Below are 21,666 nucleotides of genomic sequence, written 5' to 3' on the forward strand. Positions count from 1 at the left end.
TTTTTGAGAAAAAACTTTCTATTAAAATGCAATTTCGACATTACAATCTGGAATATTTTCATAGACACGAAAGTTTTCCAAAAAAAATACCTACTTTTGCATCATAATTATTAGATTGGTGTAAAAGTGGCAAGAAAGAGAAAAGAACTTCCCCTGCTGGAGAAGGTAACAATAACGGATGTGGCTGCCGAAGGAAAAGCCATCGCAAAAGTAAACGACCTGGTGATTTTTGTTCCTTATGTAGTGCCAGGTGATGTTGTAGACCTGCAGATCAAGCGCAAAAAGAACAAATACGCCGAAGCCGAAGCTGTGAAATTCCACGAGCTGTCGCCCGTACGTGCCGTTCCTTTCTGCCAACACTACGGCGTATGCGGCGGTTGTAAATGGCAGGTACTCCCCTATTCGGAACAAATCAGGTATAAGCAGAAACAAGTAGAAGACAATCTGAGACGCATCGGAAAGATCGAACTTCCGGAAATTTCACCGATTCTGGGTTCTGCCAAAACAGAGTTCTACCGGAATAAACTGGAGTTCACTTTTTCGAACAAACGCTGGCTCACGAACGATGAAGTTCGGCAGGATGTGAAGTATGATCAGATGAATGCTGTAGGTTTTCATATTCCCGGAGCTTTCGACAAAGTGCTGGCTATTGAAAAATGCTGGTTACAGGACGACATCTCCAATCGTATTCGTAATGCTGTACGCGATTATGCTTACGAGCATGATTACTCCTTCATCAATCTGCGTACTCAGGAAGGTATGTTACGGAATATGATTATCCGCACTTCATCAACAGGAGAGCTGATGGTCATTGTCATCTGCAAGATTACAGAAGACCATGAAATGGAACTATTCAAGCAACTGCTGCAGTTCATTGCCGATTCATTCCCCGAAATCACTTCTCTCCTATACATTATTAATAATAAGTGCAACGATACGATCAATGATCTGGATGTACATGTATTCAAGGGAAAAGACCATATGTTTGAAGAAATGGAAGGACTGCGTTTCAAAGTCGGTCCGAAATCATTCTATCAGACCAATTCCGAACAGGCATACAATTTATATAAGATAGCCCGCGAATTTGCCGGGCTGACCGGAAAGGAACTGGTATACGACCTATATACCGGAACGGGAACCATTGCCAATTTTGTATCCCGCCAGGCTCGTCAGGTGATTGGTATCGAGTATGTACCGGAAGCTATCGAAGACGCAAAGGTAAATGCCGAGATTAATGAGATTAAGAATGCCTTGTTCTATGCCGGAGATATGAAAGATATGCTGACTCAGGAATTTATCAATCAGCATGGACGTCCGGATGTGATTATCACCGACCCTCCACGTGCAGGTATGCATCAGGATGTGGTTGATGTTATTCTGTTTGCCGAACCGAAGCGGATTGTGTATGTAAGCTGCAACCCGGCTACGCAGGCACGCGACTTACAACTGCTTGACGGCAAATATAAAGTGAAAGCTGTGCAACCTGTAGATATGTTCCCGCATACGCATCATGTGGAAAATGTAGTGTTGCTGGAGCTTCGATAATACGTTAGTTGAATTGTTCGCAAAAGAAAAAAGAAATGGAAAAAAGACCGAGAAGAACTCCTGCAGAAAAAGCACGTGCCCAATATACGAACTATGCAGTCAAAGAGCCCATGGAACTAATGGAGTTTCTGGCTGCTAAAATGCCGGACGCAAGCCGTACGAAACTGAAGTCATTACTGAGCAAACGGGTGGTATTGGTAGATAACGTAATCACCACTCAGTTCAACTTCCCGCTGCAACCCGGAATGAAAGTACAAATCAGCAAGGAAAAAGGAAAGAAGGAATTTCATAACAGACTGCTGAAAATTGTATATGAGGACGCTTATATCATTGTAGTGGAAAAAATGCAAGGACTCTTATCTGTCAATACCGAGCGACAAAAAGAGCGCACCGCTTATACGATTCTGAATGAATATGTACAGCGCTCGGGCAGACAGCACCGTGTGTTTATCGTACATCGCCTGGACAGGGATACATCAGGATTAATGATGTTCGCAAAAGACGAGAAAACACAACGGACATTACGTGACAACTGGCATGAAATAGTGACTGACCGCCGTTATGTAGCTGTTGTTGAGGGAACAATGGAGAAGGATTATGACACTGTGGTTTCCTGGCTGACGGATAAAACTCTTTATGTAAGCTCCAGCGATTACGATGATGGTGGTTCAAAATCCATCACACACTACAAGACAATCAAACGTGCTAACGGTTATTCACTGTTAGAACTTGATCTGGAAACAGGACGTAAGAATCAGATTCGTGTACATATGCAGGATTTAGGACATCCCATTATAGGGGACGGAAGATATGGAGGCGAAGAATCGCTTAACCCGATCGGAAGACTGGCACTCCATGCCTTCAAACTTTGTTTCTATCATCCGGTGACGGGAGATTTAATGGAGTTTGAGACACCTTATCCAGGAGAGTTTAAGAAGTTGTTCCTGAAGAAATAAAATAATAAAAATTCCCCTTATTTGCTGACAACTCTGTACATAGATTAGCCTTCAATAAGGGGAACTTTTATAAAAAATCGATATTTTTTCCAATTCCACAATTCTTTTTTAGATCTTCACTAATTACTCATTTCTAAAGTAACGGTTCCTTGATCTATATTATTTGAATACAAACGCCCTGTAAGATATCGGCCTTCAACATAAACATCTGCTAATATTAATAAAGGATAGCCATTACCATAATCCAAGAATAAATCTCCATCTTCAATCCACCAGCGGACATCTAAAACAGCAGCTACTCTATCCCAATCATAATACCATTGTTCATCTACACCAAAACCATTACTCTTAAAGGTTATTCCACTTTCCACCGGACTATTATCTACCCAAAATCCTAAATCACCAACCCATGTACGCCCTACTATGTGATCAAATATAGTTTCATCATCTTCGCACGAAGTAAAGCCGACCAATAAAGTCAGCAACATGAGAACACCTACGTATTTTTTCAAATTCTTCATAATTTTCTAGTTTATTGCGTTTATTATTGCAAAATTAGCGTTTTTATTTTACTATATGCCTTAAGATGCAAGTTTTTTGTACCTTTGTCCCACTAATAGTAAAATTTACACATGAAACTTCTTTGGCTTGATTTAAATAGCTCCTATGCGCACTCATCGCTGGCATTGCCTGCATTACATGCTCAAATAGCAGATGACACTACCATTGAGTGGTGTACAGTATCGGCAACCATCAACGAAAATACCGGAATGGTAGTCAACCAAATCTATCACCATCAACCAGATATTATTGCTGCTACCAACTGGCTATTTAATCACGAGCAACTGTTGCATATCGTTTCACGTGCTAAAGCTTTGCTACCTCATTGCTGCATCGTACTCGGCGGTCCGGAGTTTTTAGGAAATAACGAAGCCTTCTTAAGAAAGAACAAATTTGTCAACGGAGTGTTTCGGGGAGAAGGAGAAGAAGTATTCCCAATTTGGTTAAAAGTATGGAATCACCCTGTAAATGAGTGGAATCAGATATCCGGATTATGTTATCTGGACGAATCAGACCAATATCAAGACAACGGTATTGCCCGTGTCATGAACTTCTCTCAGCTCGTCTCACCGGAGAAAAGTCGTTTTTTTAATTGGAGCAAGCCTTTCGTACAACTGGAAACTACCCGAGGATGCTTCAACACATGCGCTTTCTGCGTCAGCGGAGGTGAGAAACCGGTTCGCACCATTTCATTGGAGGCAATCCGCGAACGACTGAATGTTATCCATCAGCATGGCATCAAAAATGTGCGTGTACTCGACCGCACTTTCAACTATAATAATAAGCGAGCCAAAGAACTTCTTCACCTCTTCCGTGAATATGCCCCGGACATCTGTTTCCATTTGGAAATTCACCCGGCACTTCTCTCCGAAGAATTGAAAGAAGAACTCGCTATTTTACCTAATGGTTTGCTACACCTCGAAGCAGGTATTCAAAGCCTTCGTGAACCCGTATTAGAGAAAAGCCGACGTATCGGAAAATTATCTGATGCCCTTCAAGGTCTGAAATATCTTTGTTCCCTTAAGAACATGGAGACACATGCTGACTTAATAGCCGGTCTTCCTCTCTATCACCTATCCGAAATATTTGAAGACGTTCGTACACTTGCCGAATATGGTGCAGGGGAAATACAACTGGAATCATTAAAATTACTTCCCGGCACGGAAATGCGAAGAAGGGCGGAAGAGTTAGGCATCCAATACTCTCCTCTCCCTCCCTACGAAGTTTTGCAGACTAAAGAAATTTCCGTAGAAGAATTGCAAACCGCCCACTATCTGTCCCGTCTTTTAGACGGATTCTATAATACACCTACATGGCGAAGTCTGACTCGTACCCTCATTTTGGATAATCCGCATTTCCTGCATGAGTTACTTGACCATCTAATACAGACAGATGTCATCGACACTCCTTTGAGTCTAGAAAAAAGGGGACTTATCCTCTATAATTTCTGCAAGAATCATTATCCCGATTACGTGACACAAGTCAGTATTGCATGGATAGAAGCCGGTATGTCGTTAAAAAAAATCCCCGCTGAAAAAGTAAAGACAAAACGCCAAGTTCCTCCCGATAATTGGGAAATTATATATGGTTCATATCGTGAGAACCTCCGGTTATGTTTTCTTCCTATTGACGAAGCAGGACATGGCTATTGGTTCGGATTTGAATCGGAGATTCAGAAGATAGAACCGGTATTTAAAGCAAAAAGATTATCTTAAATACAAAACATTAAAGAATGATAATAAGAACTATGAGTCCTGCAATGCTCAGAAAAAAAGTGGTTGTAATTATAACATCTATATTTTTCCACCTCATTTTTTCTCTCAATATCATTCAAGATTTATGAAAGATGAACCAATCAAGAAACTAGAACTTATCACTCAATACATAAAAAAACAGCTATATAGGTTTTGTTTCCATAGGTGCGACTGGACACGATAAATGTGCTTAATACACCTATACAAAAAAAGAAAAGTATTCTCATATTATGTAAAATAGCTATTATTTATTCATTACATAAAGCAGCATTTTCACTTTTTCACCGTCCATAGAATAAACTATACTAGCACACTATATGGACGCTTATAAATATCAGTTAGGTACTCTTTGTCTATTATTACTCCCCTTATCCGTAGCAGGACAAGAGTGGAGCAAACAAGATTCATTGAGGCTACAGCAAACATTAAATTCTGAGCAAGAAATCAGAATCAATAAGGTATTCGTAAAGAAGACAGAACAAAACATGTTATATCATACAAAACCCTTTGTTGACTTTGATCCAACATTACCGATTCTTAAATCAACAATCATATCTCCGAAATTACCTTTTCATACTCATAACATCTTTCGACAGACCAATTCTACTTTCTTACCCACTTATTCACGGCTCAAAATAAACAAAAATATCACTCTGCATAGTAAAAGTAACTTTAGTGAAAGTTCAAACCACTTTCATATCCAAACTCAAATGGATTATAAGCTCTCTAAAAAATGGTTTCTTAGCATATATGGTAAACAAAATCTGGACACCCGAAGATATCGTGGACTTTCCTCTGAAGCAATACCAACCACACTAGGCAGCGACATTGTTTTAAAAGTAGGTAAAGGCTGGAAATTGAAAACCGGCGTACAATATCAATACAACACCATACAAAAAAGATGGGAATGGGTGCCTCAGATCTGTATTTCTTATGAATGGTAAAAAAGGAATCACATGATAAACGATTTCATTTTCCATTTATTCTCGTACCTTTGTAGTACGATTAAAAAACATCCTATAATAATGAAGAACTTTATCAAGGGATTCCGGTTTACTCCCTCCAATTATCCGGCTGAAGTAGAAGCGAAAATACAGAAATACAGAAAACAAGGTTACAAACTCCCACCGCGCAAAGTACTGCGTACTCCCGAACAACTGGAAGGAATCCGTGAGAGTGCCAAAATCAATACTGCCCTGTTGGATTATATTTCGGAGAATATCCGTGAAGGAATGTCGACTGAAGAAATCGATGTCATGGTATATGACTTCACCACAAAGCACGGTGCCATCCCTGCTCCTCTCAACTACGAAGGATTTCCTAAAAGCGTCTGCACCAGTATCAATGATGTGGTATGCCACGGTATTCCCAGCAAAACAGAAATACTGCAAAGCGGAGATATCATCAATGTAGATGTTTCTACCATTTACAAAGGATATTTCTCCGACGCATCCCGTATGTTTATGATCGGTGACGTAAGTCCCGAAATGCGCAAACTGGTTCAAGTGACTAAAGAGTGTATGGAAATAGGTATAGCCGCCGCACAGCCTTGGAAACAATTAGGAGATGTAGGCGCCGCTATTCAGGAACACGCAGAAAAGAACGGATTCAACGTGGTACGCGATCTTTGCGGGCATGGTGTAGGAATGCAGTTTCATGAAGCACCGGATGTGGAACATTTCGGACGCCGGGGAACAGGAATGATGATCGTTCCGGGCATGACCTTCACCATTGAACCGATGATAAATATGGGTACTTATGAAGTATTTGTTGACGAAGCTGACGGATGGACGGTATGCACGGATGACGGACTGCCTTCTGCCCAATGGGAGAATATGATTCTGATTACTGAAACCGGAAACGAAATTCTGACTTATTGATGGAACTGATTCTACTTATTGTTATTGCCGCATTAGCAGTAATCTCGATTGTACTATCACTGGCAAAAGGAAATAATCATGCGCAAGCGGAACAATTACAGGCAGCCTTGCGCCAGCAAATGCAAGAGAACCGCGAAGAACTAAACCGCAGTATCCGGGAACTTCGCATGGAAATGACCCAAACGCTGAATCAGAATATGCAACAATTGCAAGACGTACTGCATAAGAACATGATGACAAACGGGGAACTGCAACGCCAAAAGTTCGACACAATGGCACGCCAGCAAGAGGTCTTGATAAAATCGACTGAAAAGCGGCTGGATGATATGCGACTGATGGTGGAAGAAAAATTGCAGAAGACATTGAATGAACGCATTGGACAGTCCTTTGAAATCGTCCGCTCACAACTGGAAAATGTACAGAAGGGACTGGGAGAAATGAAATCTCTCGCACAAGACGTCGGTGGACTGAAAAAAGTATTGAGTAACGTAAAAATGCGCGGTACATTCGGTGAAGTTCAGTTAGGAGCATTGCTGGAACAGATGATGAGTCCGGAACAATATGACGCCAATGTGAAAACCAAGAAAAGCGGAACTGAATTTGTGGAATTTGCCATTAAGTTACCGGGTAAGGATGATGCGAACAGCACTGTATACCTGCCTATCGATGCAAAATTCCCGAAAGATGTATATGAGCAATACTACGACGCTTTCGAGGCAGGAGATACTGCATTGATGGAATCATCCGGCAAGCAGCTGGAAACAACCATCAAGAAAATGGCGAAAGATATTCACGATAAATATGTAGACCCGCCTTTCACCACAGACTTTGCCATCATGTTCCTGCCTTTTGAAAGCATCTATGCAGAGGTGATCCGAAGAACAAGCTTGGTAGAGACGCTACAAAAAGAATATAAAATTGTAGTGACGGGACCAACTACCCTTGGTGCTATATTGAACAGTCTTCAGATGGGGTTCCGCACGCTGGCTATTCAAAAGCGTACCGGAGAAGTGTGGACAGTTTTGGGAGCAGTTAAAACTGAATTCAGCAAATTCGGAGGCCTACTCGAAAAGGTACAGAAGAACCTGCAAAGTGCCGGTGACCAACTGGAAGAAGTGATGGGAAAAAGAACCCGCGCTATTGAACGGAAACTACGCCAAGTAGAACAATTGCCCCATGAGGAAAGTCAGAGAATTCTGCCGATAGCGGATGACGGGGATGATGAATAAAACAAAAATTATAGACCTTTTAAGATGGTGTCGCTATCCGGTTGGGATAGTGTCACTATGCTGATTGGATAGTGTCACTATGCTGGCTATATAGTGACACTATTTATAAACTAATTAGTTATCAGTTGAATAATTAATCTTCAATGCACTACATTCCCTCAGCACCTGCTTGGTATCCGTCACGTATCCCATCTTACACCCTTTCTCTATCTTGAGGCCAATAACCAAACTTTCCGGATCAGCTTGCTTTGCACGTGCAGCAGTGACTTTCTGTTTCAATTCCGTTAAAGTAAAATCTTTCATTACTTCCTTCCCTTCCGAAGTGTGAATTGTTACCACAATCCCACTGATTTTCTCCTCCATTGACAGCTCTTTCAATCCATAATTTCTCGCAGCACCTTCCGACAGTAGAACGGGAAACAATCGGTCCAACGCTTCTTCACTTTTATCTGTCAATGTAATAGACAAATCAGCACGAATTTGCTCAAATGCTCCTTTTACTTCTTTGAGTATAGTAGTGAGTGCAGCAATTTCACTTCCGCGATCAACCTGAAAAGAAATAACTTGGTATTCTTTCCTCTTACTTTCTTCCCAGGATTTCATCAAATTCTTCACAATAGTAGACTTCAACTCATCCACTGAACATACATCATTATCGAACATCACCCTATTTTGTTTATTAACAAAAAGGGAGTGAACCTGTCTTGCTTTAATCTTAGAGGGTGGATACGCTCCATTAACCAGCTTGCTGTATCTCTCTCCCCCTTCTTTGAAAAAAAACATCAAAGATGAATAATCATCCGCTTCTTTCTGCTGAAGTTCAGACTGAATCTGTCGCGGAACTTCTTTCACTTCCGGCTGTGCAAACACATAAAGCGCTCCAGCCATCACAGGCACGGCAAGCAACAGCTTTAATCGTGCCCAACGATTGGTTCTTTCTTTTAACATCATAGTGATACGTTTTTTAAGTTTAGAGTGATTAAAGCCATTAGCCATAGAGTAGAGCCTTGTACCAACAGCTTTTTTCACCAGTAATAATTGATATTTAGTTGCATCGATGCCTGTATTAATTACGCCATTATCGGCTTCAAATTCATGTACTTCCTGCAACTCCCGTTTTAGTAGCCAAACGACAGGATTAAACCAATAAACAAGCAGGAATATCTGCATAAACAATAAGTCCAAAGTATGATGATTTCGTAAATGCATCGTTTCGTGGAGGAGTATTTCTTCGGACTGTTGAGAGTAGTCAGCTGCTGAAATAACAATATATTTACCCCAGCTAAATGAAGCAGTTGGCTGCTGAGGAATCACTAATACATAGTTTCCAAACTGTTTTTTCTCTGACGTACGAATCAACTGAATCAAACGACAAGTGGACAAAGACAACCAGATCAGTGTCACCAAAGCCCCCACTCCATATATAAAAGCTAAAGTCACAGGAATCCAATTCAAAGAGTTTATTTCCGGATTCTTTTCAGATATAAGAATAGGATCTTCCATCTGTTCCGGATTTAGAATGACAGACTCCGTACTTTGCAATATCTCGTGAATGGCATACAACGGAGTATGCAAAAAAGTCTCCTCGGTAGTTGTCAGCTCAATAAGTGGAAGCAAAGTACATCCTAACAACCCAACCAACAAAGTGATGCGGTTAAAACGGAAAAAAGTACTCCGGCTCATCAGCAGCTTAAAGAAAATATAAAAGACCACTAAGCAACATCCGGATTTCAGCAGATAGAATAAAAAAGCTCCCATTGTGTTTTCAGATTAAAAGTTGTTTGTCCATAGAATAAAAATCGTATCTGTCCGATAGACCAGAGAGAGATTACTTCTTCTTTTTACTTTGCTCTATATACTCTATCAGCGATTTTAGTTCATCAACAGACATCCCTTCTTCTTCAATAAAAGAAGACACTACATTGATATAGGAATTATTATAATACTGGGAAACCACTTCTTTGAGTGCCGAACTCTTATACTCCTTTTCCGAAACAAGAGCATAATATTGATAAGTATTTCCGTAGGCTTTATACCCCACAAAACCTTTCTCCTCCAGCCCTCGAACAAGGGTAGAAACTGTGTTATAATGCGGTTTTGGTTCATCATAGAATGATAGAAGTTCACGAACAAACATAGGTCCATGTTCCCAAAATATACGCATAATTTCTTCCTCTTTGACGGTCAATCGTTTCATCTGTTTCATAGTCTACATATTTATTGTTCTTCCAATGGCACAAATATAATACTATTTTTCAAACAAACAACTAACACTATTAGTTAATCTACTAAATAAAGCAGTTGTTTAACTAATATTATTAGTAGATATCATTTTCACCTTATATTATATATACAATAAAAAAGGCATATCGCCTGATGAATATCCGATATGCCTGAACGACTGATCTCTAGTTATTATTTCCGCTTTCGGACAGGTAATACTATCCTGAGTACAATGTATCCTAATAATCCGGAAAGAATAGTCCCCGATAGCACTCCGAACTTAGCCTGATTCAACAGAACAGGGTAGTTTGCACCAAAAGAAAGATTGGCAATGAAAAGCGACACCGTAAAACCGATCCCTCCCAACAGAGCTATACCGGAAAGATTCTTCCAAGTCATGCCCGGCGGCATTGGAGTAAGTTTTATCTTTATAGCCAACCAGGTAAAGAAATAAATTCCCGCAAATTTACCAAACAGCAACCCTGCTGCCACTGCCATCCCTACACTTCCCACCAACTCACCGCCGCCACTAAAGACAACGCCTGCATTGACAAAGGCAAACAACGGAAGAATCAGATAATTGACAGCTCCATGCAAATTATCCTCCAAAGACTGCAGAGGACTGATAACACGGTCGGAAGCAGATTCGACCTCTTTCAGTTTGGCAATCTGCTCATTAGTCAATACGATACTTCCCGATTCCACCACCGGGAAACCTGCAATTGTATGACGAATATGCTCGATATATTTTCCAACATATAGACGGGGTTTCGCCGGAATAACAAACGCCAGAATAACTCCCGAAATGGTACTATGAATACCGGATTGCAAAAATAAATACCATATAACGACACCGATCACTAAAAAGAAAATCTTATTGGTAGTCCCACGCTTCCCTATAAAATAAAGTAAAACGTAAAGCAATGCGGCTATCAGAATATACCCATACGACACATGCGAACTATAAAAAAGAGCAATTACAAGGATACCTCCGATATCATCAACTACCGCAAAAGCCGTCAGAAATATCTTCAGGCTCAACGGCACACGGCTTCCCAACAGACTTAATACCCCTAACGAAAAAGCAATATCCGTTGCCATTGGAATGGCCAATCCCTGACTTCCCGCACTGCCCGGAGGACAGATTGACATGTAAACAATCACCGGAAACAGCATACCGCCACAGGCAGCAATAAAGGGAAGCGCCGCCTTGCGGAAGGAAGAAAGCTCACCAACCAACAACTCCCGTTTGATTTCCAATCCTACCAGCAAGAAAAAGATGGTCATCAACCCGTCATTGATGAACTCGATCATCCGCAGATTCTCTCCGCCATGCGAAAGCAGATTAAAATTACCGATCTGCAAATGAAGTTCATGCAAAAGGAACTCCTGATAAACCGGAGCAACCGGAGAATTGGCTATGATAGCAGCCGCTATTGCCGCTACAAACAAAAGGATACTCGCCGCAATATTCATTGACGAGAAATTTCGCATTGTACGCAAAATTGTCATAATGAAAGGTGTTTATAGTATTTGATCCGCAATATATGGATTTTTTTAATCATTATAGCTCCTTAAAGCCAAGTTTTTCACCCAAAGGACAAATATTCCTGTCAGAATAAGATTCAACACCAATGTAAGTACGGAAATGACCAGTGCCGGACCGCCGAGATTATAACCCAATGCAATAAATATAATTCCGGCACCTACCTCACCGCGGGTAAACATACCAATGGAAAGGGCCAGTCGCTCACTCAACTTCCGGTCACGATAGAAGAACATCGGACAAAGTTTGCCTATATTCGATAAGAAAGAGACTATGACAACATGGAACAAAATCATTCCCCAGGACATCATCTCCTGCGAACCTGTCACCGAATGCGTTCCTGTATGAGTTTCCGCAAAGTTAACTCCGATAAAATGAGGCATACTCATACCTACCAGGAACATAAACAGGAAGGAGATTCCAGTAGAGACTTTTCGTTCTACAGGAGTATCGTGCTCTTTATGCTTCATGATCATACCCAATACAAATGCCGGCAACAGAACTTCGATATGGATACTTCCTTCTTCTCCATACAGCTCTTTACTGCCGAGATAAAGTATCTGCGTAGCCAGAAATATGATAACGGAATAGAAGAGAATAGCTTTCCAATCCTGCCGCCAGTTATACTTATTCAGTTGTTTCCATCCAATGGACAACAGCATAAATACAATAACCACCACAATAATCAGCTGCCAACGCAAACCAATCATCATGATCTGAAGAGGGATCATCAAAAGAATGGTATCCAGATCATCAAAAATAGCCAGGACCTGAATCTTCTTATATATCCAGCTGGACTTTAACCCGATAGCCGCCAGCATCGTAAACAAGATGCCGGCCGACGTAGGTGCGGCAAAACGACTTAGTAACAGATTCTCTTTCCAAGCCTCCCAACTATTCCAGTAATCAGGCGGAAGAAGCACGAATACATAATAGATAGCAATTATGAACCAAGGCAGGGCAGCTGTAGCCATCGCTATAAGATAATCCTCGGCATAACTTTTCCAGCGGACTTTGTCGAGCACAAACTCCCGACCCACATTAATCATTATAAAACTAAGACATACATAAAGTAGTATATTCGACAGGACCTTAACAGTTCCATATCCTTCTCCCGCTATCATCGGGAGGAATTGTGAAATGACGAGCCCCAACATCAGGAAGCCCGAAAAAGACAGAACTTTTCTCATATTTATAGTTGTTTGTTTCAAAAAAGGTGATTGCCAAGGAAAGCTCTGCAGACAGAAGACAATCACCTGGTGTATTAAAAAACTAACCGCAAGCCGATTTGTTCAGAATAACTCTCTGAAAAATCGCTTGCGGTTCATTTTTTAATCCAGCTTCAGTACGGCGAGGAAGGCTTTCTGCGGCACTTCCACATTACCGATTTGTTTCATTCGTTTTTTACCCTTTTTCTGCTTTTCAAGCAGTTTACGTTTACGGCTTACGTCACCACCATAACACTTCGCAGTTACATCCTTGCGAACTGCCTTAATAGTTTCACGAGCTATAATCTTAGCCCCGATAGCTGCCTGAATAGCGATTTCAAACTGCTGGCGAGGGATTAATTCTTTCAGTTTCTCACACATCCGGCGTCCCATATCATACGCGTTATCGAAGTGAATCAGCGTAGAAAGCGCATCGACCGGTTCACCATTCAACATGATGTCCAGTTTCACCAACTTGGAAGGACGGAAACCATTGGGATGATAGTCGAACGACGCATATCCTTTCGAAATACTCTTCAATCGGTCATAGAAGTCGATCACGATTTCACCCAAAGGCATGTTATAATATATTTCCACACGATTACCGGAAATATACTCTTGTTTCAAGAGTTCTCCACGTTTCCCCAGACAGAGGGTCATAATCGGGCCGATATAATCGGTAGTCGTAATAATAGACGCTTTGATATAAGGTTCTTCAATATGGTCGATCAACGTCGGATCAGGCATACCACCGGGGTTATGCACTTCTTTCATATTGCCTTGTTTATCATATATATTATAAGATACGTTAGGCACGGTAGTAATCACATTCATGTCGAATTCACGATCCAGACGTTCCTGTACAATCTCCATGTGAAGCAATCCGAGGAAACCGCAACGGAAACCGAAGCCCAGTGCCAATGAAGATTCCGGCTGGAAAGTCAGCGAAGCGTCATTCAACTGCAATTTTTCCAAAGAAGCACGCAGATCCTCAAAATCTTCCGCCTCAATCGGATAGACTCCGGCAAAAACCATTGGCTTCACTTCTTCAAAACCCGCAATCGCTTTATCACACGGACGGGCAACATGAGTAATGGTATCTCCCACTTTCACCTCTTTCGAGGTCTTGATACCCGATATAATGTAACCTACATCGCCCGTACGAAGTTCGTTACGTGGAACCAGTTCCATTTTCAGTACACCTACTTCATCGGCATCATACTCTTTTCCGGTATTAAAGAACTTCACTTTATCTCCCTTGCGGATTACTCCATTTTCGATCTTAAAGTAAGCGATAATACCACGGAAGGAGTTGAATACAGAGTCAAAAATCAATGCCTGCAACGGAGCTTCCTCATCACCTTCGGGATGCGGAATGCGTTCGATAACGGCTGCGAGGATTTCCTCCACGCCCATTCCGGTCTTACCGGATGCACGGATAATCTCATCACGCTTGCAGCCCAACAGTTCTACGATTTCGTCCTCTACCTCTTCGGGCATGGCACTTGCCATATCACATTTATTGATAATGGGGATAATTTCGAGATCATGTTCGATAGCCATATACAGATTGGAGATGGTCTGTGCCTGCACTCCCTGCGATGCGTCTACGATAAGCAGCGCACCTTCGCAAGCGGCAATGGAACGGGATACCTCATACGAAAAATCCACGTGCCCCGGAGTGTCAATCAGGTTAAGGATATACTTTTCACCTTTGTAGTTGTACTCCATCTGGATAGCGTGGCTCTTGATGGTGATACCTCTCTCCTTCTCCAAATCCATATCATCAAGCATCTGCCCGTTAGTCACCTGAATAGTGTTGGTAAACTCCAGCAAGCGGTCTGCCAGGGTTGATTTACCGTGGTCAATGTGGGCAATGATGCAGAAATTTCGTATATTCTTCATTCTGAATTCTTATTATTTTGTCTTTTTGGTGTGCAAAGATACGTAAATGGCGGAATATAAAAAAATGCGTTGATAACATTATAATCATGTACCAACGCATTTTTTTATTGCTTAAGTGAGTTACTCGCTTAGATCAATTTGATGAAGAGTTCACCTTCTACTTCTTCAGCAGAAACTTTATCTTCTCTCAATAACCAGCCAAGGCCGAGGAACAAATCTTTGTCAACCAATTTAGTTGCTTTTTTCAGTTGCTTGGCAGTCATTCCTTCTGTTTCATTCAGTGCATTCCAGATATTACCTGCGATTACACCTGCTTTTTCTTTCAACATTTGCTTTTGAAATTATAGTTAGACATGCTTTAAAAATCATCCGGCCCGAAAGCTTTCAGATTTTATTTCGGGGACAAAGATAGTTATTTTTATGTTATATAACACTTTATTGAATCTTTTTTTGCTGATTTTGTAATAAAAAAGCATTTTATCCCCTTATTTAGGGTGTTTTTCGAGGTATTCTACCCAAATTCTTGCCGCCTCTTCCACCATTTTAGCACACGGTCGTTTGCTATAATATTGAGTATTACGTTCTTCGGGAACAGTCGAAATCGGCTCTTTTTTCTTTAATCCCAACAATTCTCCGCAAATCAACGACCCGTTGCGTTTTTTAAATTCGGCAGCCAATTCCTGCACTACCGCATAGTTTGCAGCTTTTCCTTCACGATCTGTCGCTTCGGTAGCTCCGGTTTCCAGTCCGGCTATCAGGAACAGTCCGCAAGCAGCCCCGCATGTCTCACGCATCCGCCCGATTCCTCCGCCAAAAGAGGCTGACATACGCACTGCCTGCTCCTGTGTGAAACCATACATATCGGCAAATGCAGCTACTACAGACTGCGAGCAGTTATATCCGCTCTTAAAAAGTTCTACAGCTTTTTGTATTCTATCTTCCATGCTATTTTCTGTTTTTATTCTATTTCCAAAGCCATTGGACAATGATCTGAATGTACGGCATCGTTCAGTATGCTGGCACTTTTCAGCATCGGACGTACCGGCTCACTGGTCATGCAATAGTCAATCCGCCAGCCTTTATTCTTGGCACGCGAATTAAAACGATAGCTCCACCACGTATACTCCTGTTTCTCCGGATAGAGCAGACGGAAAGAATCAATAAATCCTGCAGAAAGGAAACGAGTCATCCATTCCCGTTCTTCGGGCAGGAAGCCGCTGTTCGTGGCATTCCGGACAGGATCATGAATATCAATCGGCTCATGACAGATATTATAGTCACCGCAAAGGATAAGGTTCGGACGAGTCTTGCGCAGCTCTGTCACATATTTCTGAAAGTCTTCCAGCCACACCATTTTAAATGCCTGCCGTTCGTCTCCGCTCGTTCCCGAAGGATGATAAACACTGACTACGGACAAGTCGCCAAAATCCGCACGGATAAAACGCCCTTCATTGTCATAAGCTTCTATCCCCATACCATATTCCACATGATCGGGTTCCTGCTTAGTAAGGATCGCCACACCGCTGTATCCCTTCTTTTGTGCAGAATAGAGATAAGCCCTGTAACCCAAAGCTTCAAATACTTCTGCCGGATATTGGTCCGGCTGTAGTTTTGTCTCTTGCAGACAAAGAATATCCGGATTCTCCTGCACCAGCCATTCCGGCAAACCTTTAGAAACGGCAGCACGAAGCCCGTTCACATTATAAGTAATAATCTTCATCATTTTATAGTTTATAGATTTATGTTCGTTTTATGAAAACAGCAGCATTATATTCAATACCGAAACAATGACTGCAATAGCATATAATACAAAAGTACTCCAACGGCTATTGACATAATTCCCCATTACCTTTCGGGATGAAGTCAACCCTACTTGCAGGAATACCGTGAAAGGCAACTGAATACTCAATATCATCTGCGAAATCAGTAATCCCTTGAATGGATCACCAATAAAGAAAATCAGCAACAGCGCAATTCCCAACGAAAGGATTACTCCTACCTGCGAGTGACTGTCTTTAATATGATATGACTCTCCAAAGATACCTGCAAAGATAGAACCTGCCGCCATTCCGCTTGTTATGGTGGACGAAATACCTGCCATCAACAGAGCCAATGCGAATACGATTGCCGCATTACTTCCCAACAAAGGTTCAAGCAGTGATTTGGCTTGTTGCAATTCTTCCACCTGAATACCACTTTTAAAGAAAGTAGCAGCAGCCAGCAGAATCATAGCACTGTTAATTGCCCAGCCAACGATCATCGAGAAAAGCGTATCGAACAACTCGTATTTCAATACTTTCTTGATAGACGCATCGTCTTTCTTATTATACTCGTGACTCTGTATTACTTCCGAATGCAGAAACAGATTATGAGGCATCACAACCGCTCCCAGCACACTCATAATAATCAGCATACTACCCTTCGGGAAAGCAGGCGTCACCCAACCCATCGTCGCAGCCGGCCAGTCTATTTCTACCAGAAACAATTCATAAATAAATGAAAGACCGATCACCGAGACAAAAGCAATAATGGAACGTTCTATCTTTTTATAGGAGTTGGTAAAGAGCATGATGGAGACAAAAAGTGTGGTCAGCACCGCCCCCCACATAATAGGCATATCAAACAGCATCTCCAATGCGATGGCTCCTCCCAGAATCTCAGCCAATGAAGTAGAAATAGACGCCAATACCGCCGTACCCAAAATAGGACGGGATACCCATTTAGGAGTATATTTCGTAGCGGCTTCCGAAAGGCAAAGCCCCGTAACAATCCCCAAGTGAGCAACATTATGCTGGAGGACAATCAACATGATAGTGGATAAGGTGACCACCCAAAGAAGTGAATAGCCGAACTCGGAACCTGCGGCAAAATTTGATGCCCAGTTGCCCGGATCAATAAATCCGACAGTTACCAAAAGTCCGGGACCAATATATTTAAAAACATCCAGTCCGCCCAAATAACGTTTATGATCTTTCCGTTTCAAGTCTTGAAAAATATTCTTCATCATTGCATAATAGTTTATTCAGCACAAATATACTTATAAATAACGACCGAAGGTCGATTTTGGTTCAAAATACCGACAAATAGGGAAAGGTACGGCACAATAAAAAACCTCCGGCAAAATGAATTGCCGGAGGCCAGTGTATATTTTATAAAGGGAGACTTCCGTTAATATCCCATTTCATGCAGTGCATGGCACAACTGATCGGGACAGGACGTCGGTCTGCCACTGCAACGTACTCCTTCAAGTTTCTTGATAACCTCTTCTACCTTCATTCCCTTTACCAGACGTGAAAGTCCCTGAAGATTTCCGTTACATCCTCCCCAAAAGGCAACTTCCTTCACAACTCCATCTTCTACATTCAGTTCGATGTTTGTGCTGCAAGTACCCTGGGTTCTATAAACATATTCCATAATCCGCTTACTCCTCGTTTCCGCCTTCTTCCGGCTTCATGTTTGTATAAACAGTCTGCACGTCATCAAATTCTTCAAGACGTTCTATCATCTTATCCAAAGTTTCGCGTTGTTCCGGAGTTACCTCTTTCAGATCGTTCGGGATATAAGTAAAATCACCGCCGACATCCTCGAAGCCACACTCTTCAAGATGTTTCTGAATAGCGGCATAGCTCTTAGGATCACCGTAGATAGTGATTGTTCCTTCTTCGTCATCCTGTTCGTACTCATCTTCTACGTCGTAATCAATCAGATCAAGGATCAGTTCTTCCATATCCATGCCGTCCTTTATCTTGAAAGTGAACATACATTTATGGTCGAAGAGGAAAGCCAATGATCCCATTGTTCCGAGGTTACCACCAAATTTATTGAATACAGAGCGTACATCGGCTACCGTACGAGTCGTATTATCAGTCAGCGTATCTACAAAGACAGCAATTCCGTGAGGACCGTATCCTTCGTAAGTCATGCTCTTGTAGTCGCTCTGATCCTTACCCATTGCATTCTTAATCGCACGTTCGATATTGTCCTTCGGCATATTCTCACGCTTACAAGTAGCGATGACCGAACGCAGTGTCGGGTTATTTTCCGGTTCCGGACCACCCGCCTTCACGGCAATAGCGATCTGTTTACCCAGTCTTGTAAATGTTTTAGCCATGTGGCCCCATCTTTTCAGCTTTGCGGCTTTTCTATATTCAAATGCTCTTCCCATTGGTTTGTATTAATTTTGAATTGTGAATTTTAAATTTATCTCAATTTTGCATTCAGCTTATCTTCCAGATTCTTCACCAGTTTAGACATGATCTTATCGATCATCTTATCGTTCAGCGTCTGAGTTTCATCCTGAAGCAGGAAGCTGACCGCATACGATTTCTTACCTGCTTCGATGTTCTTACCTTCGTATACATCGAAGAGTTCCACTTCTTTCAGCAGTTTCTTTTCTGTATCGTAAGCGATTTTTTCGATTTCGGCAAACTGTACGTTCTTGTCGAGCAACAATGCCAAGTCACGCTTCACAGCAGGGAATTTGGAAATTTCCTTGTAGCTGATCTTCACTGAACGGATAGCCTTCATCAGTTCTTTCCAGTTCAAGTCGGCATAATACACCTCATTATCTATATCGAATGCTTTCAGCAGTTTCTTCGTCACAACACCGAAAGAGGCAAGACGCTTCCCCCCCTTGGTATGAACAGAAAGTGCGGTAGCGAAAATATCGTCAGTCAGATTGCCAACTACCAGGTTGTGCAAATCCAGTCCCAGGCGCTTCAATATATTCTCTACATAAGCCTTCAATTCGTATACCGAACTGTTTTCATCCGGGTGTGCCCATGAGTTGGCTACTTTCTTTCCAGTCACCCACAAACCCAAGTGATAGTCTTCCGAATAGGTAGCCAGTACTTTTTCTGGATTCTTCTTGTCCGCATCGAAGTAATAGCAATTACCGAATTCGAAGAATTTCAAATCGGCATTCTTGCGGTTTGCATTGTGAGCGATGCTTTCCAGTCCACCGAACAGCAATGTCTGACGCATACAGTTCAGATCGGCACTCAGTGGATTCAGCAGCATCACCAGATGGTTGGATGGATAGTTCTCCAGACCGTCGTAGTAAGCGGCACGAGTCAGAGAATTATTCAGTATTTCATTGAAGCCACAGCCAACCAACTGTTCTGCAACCAGATTCTGTAATTTGTTTGATTTATCATGCTCACCCTTGGTTGTCAGACTGGAGTTCAGCGTAGTCGGGATTTCTACATTATTATATCCGTAGATACGTAGAATATCTTCGATCACATCGCAATCACGCTGTACGTCTACACGATAAGGAGGAACGGCTAATGTCAGTCCGTCAACTGTCTCATTCATGATTTTCATTTCCAGGCTGGTAACAATGCTCTTGATCGTTTCCACGGGAATCACTTTACCAATCAGCGAATTTACTTTCTCATAAGAAAGTTCTACCATAAAGTCTTGTGGAGCTGCAACGCAAACATCCTTAATTTCGGATGAGATAGTGCCACCGGCCAGTTCTTTCACCATCAGAGCAGCCAGTTTCAGACAATAGATTACTCCGTTCGGATCGATGCCACGTTCGAAACGGAAAGAAGCATCCGTATTCAGACCGTGACGACGGGCAGTCTTACGCACCCATGTAGGATGGAAATAAGCGCTTTCGATAAATACATCTGTCGTAGCTTCCGTAGAACCGGAATCCAGTCCGCCGAATACACCGGCAATACACATCGCTTCTTCTTTGTTGCAGATCATCAGATCGCGTTCGTTCAACTTGCGTTCCACTTCATCCAATGTGACGAATGGAGTGCCTTCCGGCAATGTCTTGACAATTACTTCATTGCCTTTTATCTTTCCGGCATCGAAACAATGCAATGGCTGACCGAAAGCATGAACGATATAATTAGTAATATCCACTACATTATTAATAGGACGTACACCGATCAAGCGCAATTTATTCTGCAACCATTCGGGGCTTTCCTTCACAGTAACGCCTTTCACCGTAACGCCGGCATAGTGAGGACAGGCTTCGCTGTTTTCAACCACTACTTCGATATCCAAATCATGATTTTCCACCTTAAATCCATCTACAGATGGACGTTGCAAAGTAGCCTGCTTGCCATTCTGAATCAGGTAAGCATACAAGTCGCGGGCCACACCATAGTGTGAGCAAGCGTCTGCACGGTTAGGAGTAATATCTACTTCGAGTACGTAGTCACTCTTGATATTATAATAGTCTTTGGCGAGAGTACCCGGAACAGCTTCAGCCGGCAACACGATGATTCCTGCATGATCAGTACCAATACCGATTTCGTCTTCTGCACAAATCATCCCTGTAGATTCTACACCACGGATTTTTGACTTCTTGATAGTAAAGCATTCATCACCGTCATAAAGTTTGGTACCCAAAGTGGCAACCACTACTTTCTGTCCGGCAGCTACATTCGGAGCACCGCATACAATCTGTACAGGTTCGCCGTCTCCCAGATTGACGGTAGTGATATGCAAATGGTCGGAATTCGGATGTTCTTCGCAAGTCAGCACTTCACCGATTACGAGTCCTTCCAAACCACCCTTAATGGTTTGCACTTCTTCTACACCACCTGTTTCCAAGCCGATTGAGGTCAGCGCAGCAGCCGTTTCATCGGGGGTCAAATCAAAGTTGACATACTCTTTCAGCCAGTTATAAGAGATATTCATATAATTAAATTTTTATTGTTTCTCAAAAAGTTTCGCAAAGTTAATAAGATTTTTCGGTTGACATAGAACGATTTGAGAGAAAAATGTCAAGAGAAGCTAAACTAACAAGGACCTGACTGTATTATTCCCCAATAAATTCATGGTTGGTGACAAAGTGGCAAAAAAATAAAGGGGTATTCTTTGTCATTTTTGCCAC

19 protein-coding genes are annotated in these 21,666 nt (G+C 42.0%); 6 read left to right on the plus strand and 13 right to left on the minus strand.

Translation table 11 applies throughout. The annotated features are described in order from the left end of the window. Nucleotides 1–126 precede the first annotated feature (126 nt). Entirely contained in the window at nucleotides 127–1,545 is a 1,419-nt protein-coding gene (gene rlmD, locus KTR07_RS16800) for a 23S rRNA (uracil(1939)-C(5))-methyltransferase RlmD (protein ID WP_008765522.1), read from the plus strand. Between the two features lie 35 nt (nucleotides 1,546–1,580). Then, nucleotides 1,581–2,501 carry an RluA family pseudouridine synthase gene (locus KTR07_RS16805; RefSeq protein ID WP_008765521.1) on the plus strand — a complete coding sequence of 307 codons (921 nt, stop codon included), beginning with the start codon at nucleotides 1,581–1,583 and terminating at the stop codon, nucleotides 2,499–2,501. Nucleotides 2,502–2,620: 119 nt separating this feature from the next. On the opposite strand, the gene KTR07_RS16810 is transcribed toward KTR07_RS16805, so the two are convergent. Beyond that, a complete protein-coding gene (locus tag KTR07_RS16810; protein ID WP_008761266.1) occupies nucleotides 2,621–3,022 on the minus strand; it encodes a hypothetical protein in 402 nt (133 codons plus the stop codon). Between the two features lie 111 nt (nucleotides 3,023–3,133). Between KTR07_RS16810 and KTR07_RS16815 the strand changes: the two genes are divergently transcribed. The 4 genes from KTR07_RS16815 (at nucleotide 3,134) to KTR07_RS16830 (ending at nucleotide 7,925) form a co-directional block, all read left to right on the plus strand. Then, entirely contained in the window at nucleotides 3,134–4,777 is a 1,644-nt protein-coding gene (locus KTR07_RS16815; RefSeq protein ID WP_008765520.1) for a B12-binding domain-containing radical SAM protein, read from the plus strand. A gap of 356 nt (nucleotides 4,778–5,133) precedes the next feature. Then, nucleotides 5,134–5,760 (plus strand): DUF4858 domain-containing protein, encoded by a 627-nt coding sequence (locus tag KTR07_RS16820; RefSeq protein WP_008765519.1) that lies wholly within the window; start codon nucleotides 5,134–5,136, stop codon nucleotides 5,758–5,760. Nucleotides 5,761–5,841: 81 nt separating this feature from the next. Then, nucleotides 5,842–6,696: a type I methionyl aminopeptidase gene (gene map / locus KTR07_RS16825; protein WP_008761263.1), complete on the plus strand. Its 855-nt coding sequence runs from the start codon at nucleotides 5,842–5,844 to the stop codon at nucleotides 6,694–6,696. Continuing rightward, a complete protein-coding gene (locus KTR07_RS16830) occupies nucleotides 6,696–7,925 on the plus strand; it encodes a DNA recombination protein RmuC (protein WP_008765517.1) in 1,230 nt (409 codons plus the stop codon). The genes map and KTR07_RS16830 overlap by 1 nt, the downstream gene beginning before the upstream one ends. Nucleotides 7,926–8,039: 114 nt before the next feature. Here the strand turns inward: KTR07_RS16830 and KTR07_RS16835 are convergent, their stop codons facing one another. The 12 genes from KTR07_RS16835 to pheT all read right to left on the minus strand — a co-directional run bounded on the left by KTR07_RS16835 (nucleotide 8,040) and on the right by pheT (nucleotide 21,470). Continuing rightward, nucleotides 8,040–9,683, minus strand: coding sequence for a M56 family metallopeptidase (locus KTR07_RS16835; protein WP_008765516.1), 1,644 nt, complete (start codon nucleotides 9,681–9,683; stop codon nucleotides 8,040–8,042). 70 nt (nucleotides 9,684–9,753) lie between these two features. Then, the gene (locus tag KTR07_RS16840) at nucleotides 9,754–10,122 is read right to left on the minus strand and encodes a BlaI/MecI/CopY family transcriptional regulator (RefSeq protein ID WP_032813773.1); all 369 of its coding nucleotides are present in this window, start codon (nucleotides 10,120–10,122) and stop codon (nucleotides 9,754–9,756) included. A 218-nt stretch (nucleotides 10,123–10,340) separates the two neighbouring features. Further along, nucleotides 10,341–11,660: a Na+/H+ antiporter NhaA gene (gene nhaA, locus KTR07_RS16845; protein WP_008765514.1), complete on the minus strand. Its 1,320-nt coding sequence runs from the start codon at nucleotides 11,658–11,660 to the stop codon at nucleotides 10,341–10,343. A gap of 45 nt (nucleotides 11,661–11,705) precedes the next feature. After that, nucleotides 11,706–12,884 carry a sodium:proton antiporter gene (locus KTR07_RS16850; RefSeq protein WP_113748454.1) on the minus strand — a complete coding sequence of 393 codons (1,179 nt, stop codon included), beginning with the start codon at nucleotides 12,882–12,884 and terminating at the stop codon, nucleotides 11,706–11,708. Nucleotides 12,885–13,025: 141 nt separating this feature from the next. After that, nucleotides 13,026–14,807 carry a translation elongation factor 4 gene (lepA, locus tag KTR07_RS16855; RefSeq protein WP_008765513.1) on the minus strand — a complete coding sequence of 594 codons (1,782 nt, stop codon included), beginning with the start codon at nucleotides 14,805–14,807 and terminating at the stop codon, nucleotides 13,026–13,028. A gap of 128 nt (nucleotides 14,808–14,935) precedes the next feature. After that, complete coding sequence (locus tag KTR07_RS16860; protein ID WP_008761257.1) at nucleotides 14,936–15,136, minus strand: winged helix-turn-helix domain-containing protein; 201 nt, start codon at nucleotides 15,134–15,136, stop codon at nucleotides 14,936–14,938. Between the two features lie 156 nt (nucleotides 15,137–15,292). Then, on the minus strand, nucleotides 15,293–15,751 hold the full coding sequence (locus KTR07_RS16865) for a C-GCAxxG-C-C family protein (protein WP_008765511.1): 459 nt from the start codon (nucleotides 15,749–15,751) through the stop codon (nucleotides 15,293–15,295). A 14-nt stretch (nucleotides 15,752–15,765) separates the two neighbouring features. Next, nucleotides 15,766–16,527, minus strand: a complete 762-nt coding sequence (locus KTR07_RS16870) for an exodeoxyribonuclease III (protein ID WP_061473647.1) — start codon at nucleotides 16,525–16,527, stop codon at nucleotides 15,766–15,768. 30 nt (nucleotides 16,528–16,557) lie between these two features. Further along, nucleotides 16,558–17,811 (minus strand): Nramp family divalent metal transporter, encoded by a 1,254-nt coding sequence (locus KTR07_RS16875; protein WP_032840969.1) that lies wholly within the window; start codon nucleotides 17,809–17,811, stop codon nucleotides 16,558–16,560. A 164-nt stretch (nucleotides 17,812–17,975) separates the two neighbouring features. Continuing rightward, entirely contained in the window at nucleotides 17,976–18,221 is a 246-nt protein-coding gene (locus KTR07_RS16880; protein ID WP_008761253.1) for a TIGR03905 family TSCPD domain-containing protein, read from the minus strand. Between the two features lie 7 nt (nucleotides 18,222–18,228). After that, on the minus strand, nucleotides 18,229–18,972 hold the full coding sequence (locus tag KTR07_RS16885; protein WP_008761252.1) for a YebC/PmpR family DNA-binding transcriptional regulator: 744 nt from the start codon (nucleotides 18,970–18,972) through the stop codon (nucleotides 18,229–18,231). Between the two features lie 35 nt (nucleotides 18,973–19,007). Next, complete coding sequence (gene pheT / locus KTR07_RS16890; protein WP_048692290.1) at nucleotides 19,008–21,470, minus strand: phenylalanine--tRNA ligase subunit beta; 2,463 nt, start codon at nucleotides 21,468–21,470, stop codon at nucleotides 19,008–19,010. Between the last annotated feature and the right edge of the window lie 196 nt (nucleotides 21,471–21,666).

Source organism: Bacteroides sp. MSK.20.82, assembly GCF_019052485.1.
In the GTDB taxonomy this organism is placed as follows: Bacteria; Bacteroidota; Bacteroidia; order Bacteroidales; family Bacteroidaceae; genus Bacteroides; species Bacteroides thetaiotaomicron.

Bases quoted from the DNA above. Each gene is read 5' to 3' on its own strand.
- KTR07_RS16805 (WP_008765521.1), top strand. From the start codon at position 1,581: ATGGAAAAAAGACCGAGAAGAACTCCTGCAGAAAAAGCACGTGCCCAA.
- KTR07_RS16810 (WP_008761266.1), bottom strand. From the start codon at position 3,022: ATGAAGAATTTGAAAAAATACGTAGGTGTTCTCATGTTGCTGACTTTA.
- KTR07_RS16815 (WP_008765520.1), top strand. From the start codon at position 3,134: ATGAAACTTCTTTGGCTTGATTTAAATAGCTCCTATGCGCACTCATCG.
- KTR07_RS16820 (WP_008765519.1), top strand. From the start codon at position 5,134: ATGGACGCTTATAAATATCAGTTAGGTACTCTTTGTCTATTATTACTC.
- map (WP_008761263.1), top strand. From the start codon at position 5,842: ATGAAGAACTTTATCAAGGGATTCCGGTTTACTCCCTCCAATTATCCG.
- KTR07_RS16830 (WP_008765517.1), top strand. From the start codon at position 6,696: ATGGAACTGATTCTACTTATTGTTATTGCCGCATTAGCAGTAATCTCG.
- KTR07_RS16835 (WP_008765516.1), bottom strand. From the start codon at position 9,683: ATGGGAGCTTTTTTATTCTATCTGCTGAAATCCGGATGTTGCTTAGTG.
- KTR07_RS16840 (WP_032813773.1), bottom strand. From the start codon at position 10,122: ATGAAACGATTGACCGTCAAAGAGGAAGAAATTATGCGTATATTTTGG.
- nhaA (WP_008765514.1), bottom strand. From the start codon at position 11,660: ATGACAATTTTGCGTACAATGCGAAATTTCTCGTCAATGAATATTGCG.
- KTR07_RS16850 (WP_113748454.1), bottom strand. From the start codon at position 12,884: ATGAGAAAAGTTCTGTCTTTTTCGGGCTTCCTGATGTTGGGGCTCGTC.
- lepA (WP_008765513.1), bottom strand. From the start codon at position 14,807: ATGAAGAATATACGAAATTTCTGCATCATTGCCCACATTGACCACGGT.
- KTR07_RS16860 (WP_008761257.1), bottom strand. From the start codon at position 15,136: ATGTTGAAAGAAAAAGCAGGTGTAATCGCAGGTAATATCTGGAATGCA.
- KTR07_RS16865 (WP_008765511.1), bottom strand. From the start codon at position 15,751: ATGGAAGATAGAATACAAAAAGCTGTAGAACTTTTTAAGAGCGGATAT.
- KTR07_RS16870 (WP_061473647.1), bottom strand. From the start codon at position 16,527: ATGAAGATTATTACTTATAATGTGAACGGGCTTCGTGCTGCCGTTTCT.
- KTR07_RS16875 (WP_032840969.1), bottom strand. From the start codon at position 17,811: ATGAAGAATATTTTTCAAGACTTGAAACGGAAAGATCATAAACGTTAT.
- KTR07_RS16880 (WP_008761253.1), bottom strand. From the start codon at position 18,221: ATGGAATATGTTTATAGAACCCAGGGTACTTGCAGCACAAACATCGAA.
- KTR07_RS16885 (WP_008761252.1), bottom strand. From the start codon at position 18,972: ATGGGAAGAGCATTTGAATATAGAAAAGCCGCAAAGCTGAAAAGATGG.
- pheT (WP_048692290.1), bottom strand. From the start codon at position 21,470: ATGAATATCTCTTATAACTGGCTGAAAGAGTATGTCAACTTTGATTTG.